Genomic DNA, 2,717 nt, shown 5'->3' with positions numbered 1-2,717 from the left:
TCTTGGCATCACTGCGCGGAGCGGCTCGGCTTTAACGGGCGGCAAGAGACCCCATTGTCCCATCCGGACTCTGTGACATTCGCAAACCAGTAAAATAGCCTCAATGACATCAATAAAACCGCAGGTCAGGGGTCTAGCAAGAATGACGCGCATCTTATTCATATGCCACGGAAACATCTGCCGCTCGACGATGGCCCAGTTCGTCTTCGAGGAGCTCGCACGCCGCGCTGGGCGCGCGGACGAGTTCGTCGTCGACTCGGCCGCCACGAGTCGCGAGGAGATCGGCAACCCGCCGCATCACGGCACGGTGGCTAAGCTCCGCGAGGTCGGCATCCCTGTGAGGCGCCACCGCGCCCGCCAGATCACGCGCGCCGAGTACGGCGACTGGGACCGCATCGTGTACATGGACGCGGAGAACGCCTATGGACTCGAGCATATCCTCCATGGCGACCCCGATCACAAGGTGAGCCGCCTGCTCGACTGGACCGACTCGCCGCGCGACGTCGCCGACCCGTGGTACACGGGCGACTTCGACGCGACGTACGCGGATGTGCTCGCGGGATGCGAGGCACTTCTCTCCAAGCTGTAGGAGGCGTGGGGGAGGGCGCGCGGCCCGAGTCGGCCGAAGGTCCGTGGCCGAGCTCGGAGCGGAGGGCGCGCGTAGCGAGTCGGCCGAAGGTCCGTGGCCACTGCCCGTGGAGGCGGGCGCTTTTCTGCATCTCCTCTCTAACTAGCCGGCAAGTGCGGCAATAACGCTGCTCCCACCTGCTGCTGCCAAATGACGGCGGCCGATAGATGCGCCGGGACGAGGGTGTCCCAGAAAGCTGCACGCAATGACTGTCGCCGAATGAAGGTGAACGACCGCCGCCGAATGATGGTGGGGATTCGCTGGGCGGGCAATTGTTGTCCCGCGGGGCGGTTACACTCTTAAGTCGCTAAAGCTATCGAGAGGAACCGCAGCGCATGAACGACGATCAGCTCACATTCTTCGCACCCTCCGACGAGGAGGAGCCTGCTGGCTACGACTCCTACCTGCCTCCCGAGGCGGGGGAGGGGGCCGTCGCCGTGGCGCCCGCCGCCACGATGGCGGAGCCGACGCCCATGTGGGGAGCCCCGGCCGCGCCGCGCGCGAACATCGACCTCGACGGCCTGAATCCCGCCCAGCGTGAGGCGGTCGAGACCACGCGCGGGCCCCTGCTGGTCCTGGCGGGCGCAGGCTCCGGCAAGACCCGCGTCCTCACCATGCGCATCGCCCACATGATCGCCGACGAGGGCGTGCGCCCCTGGCAGGTCCTCGCCATCACCTTCACGAACAAAGCCGCGGCCGAGATGCGCGAGCGCCTGGGCGCCATCCTGCCCGACGGCACCCGCGGCATGTGGGTCTGCACCTTCCACGCCATGTGCGTGCGCATGCTGCGCGAGGACGCCGAGGCCATCGGGTACACGAGCAACTTCACCATCTACGACGACGACGACTCGAACCGCATGGTCAAGTCCATCATGAGCGACCTGCGCATCGACCAGAAGCAGTTCCCCATCCGCGCCGTCCGCTCGAAGATCAGCTCCGCCAAGAACGCCATGCAGTCCGCGGCCGAGCTCGAGAGCTCTCAGAACCCTGCCGACCGCGTGGCCGGGCGCGTCTACCGCGCCCTCGACGTGCGCCTTGCCAAGGCCAACGCCATGGACTTCGACGACCTCCTGCTCAAGGCGCTCGAGCTGCTGTCCAAGCACCCCGACGTGCTCGAGAAGTACCAGGACCGCTTCCAGCACATCAGCGTCGACGAGTACCAGGACACCAACCACGTCCAGTACGCCATCACGAACCTGCTCGCCGCCAAGTACCGCAACCTCATGGTCGTGGGCGACGACGACCAGTCCATCTACTCCTGGCGTGGCGCGGACATCCAGAACATCCTCGATTTCGAGAAGGACTACCCCGACGCGAAGACCGTGCGCCTGGAGCAGAACTACCGCTCGACCGGCCACATTCTCAACGCGGCGAACGCCGTGGTCGCGCACAACTCGCGCCGCAAGGCCAAGCGCCTCTTTACCGACGCGGGCGACGGCGAGAAGATCAAGCTCTTCCAGGCCTCCGACGAGCGCGACGAGGGCCGCTGGATCGGGGCCGAGATCGAGCGCCTGCACGACGCGGGCACGAGCTACGACGACTTCGCGGTGTTCTACCGCATGAACTCGCAGTCCCGCATCCTCGAGGATATGCTGCTGCGTGCGGGCGTCCCGTACAAGATCGTGGACGGCACGAGGTTCTTCGACCGCGCCGAGGTCCGCGACGTGACGGCCTACCTCAAGGCCGTGTGCAACCCCAACGACGACGTGTCGGTCCAGCGCGTGATCAACACCCCGCGCCGCGGCATCGGCTCGACGTCGGTGGCCAAGCTCCAGCAGCTCGCCGCCGACGAGGGCGTGAGCTTTTACGCCGCCTGCCAGCAGGGGATCTGCGAGGCGGGGCTCTTCTCGCCGAAGGTGCGCCAGGCGCTCGGGGACTTCTGCGACGTGATCGAGTCGGGCCGCCGCGTCTCTGGCGAGCTCGCGCAGGTGGTCGACGCCATCGTGACCAAGGCGGGCCTCATCCGAGCGCTCGAGGCCGAGCACTCCGACGAGGCGGACGGCCGTATCGAGAACATCAAGGAGTTCATGGGCGTCGCCGCCGAGTTCGACGAGACCCACGAGGACGTTACCTCCACGCTCGAGTCGCT

2 protein-coding genes are annotated in these 2,717 nt (G+C 66.5%); both read left to right on the top strand.

Annotated elements, in window-relative coordinates:
- Positions 1–142 precede the first annotated feature (142 nt).
- Positions 143–589 (top strand): low molecular weight protein-tyrosine-phosphatase, encoded by a 447-nt coding sequence (locus tag ACT84W_RS07620; RefSeq protein WP_432291097.1) that lies wholly within the window; start codon positions 143–145, stop codon positions 587–589.
- Positions 590–1,101: 512 nt separating this feature from the next.
- On the top strand, positions 1,102–2,717 hold a 1,616-nt coding region (locus tag ACT84W_RS07615; protein ID WP_444328769.1), incomplete at its 3' end, for an ATP-dependent helicase.

Origin of the sequence: Paratractidigestivibacter sp. (assembly GCF_052362415.1) — a bacterium.
In the GTDB taxonomy this organism is placed as follows: Bacteria; Actinomycetota; Coriobacteriia; order Coriobacteriales; family Atopobiaceae; genus Paratractidigestivibacter.
This window is presented reverse-complemented; position numbering and strand designations above follow the sequence as displayed.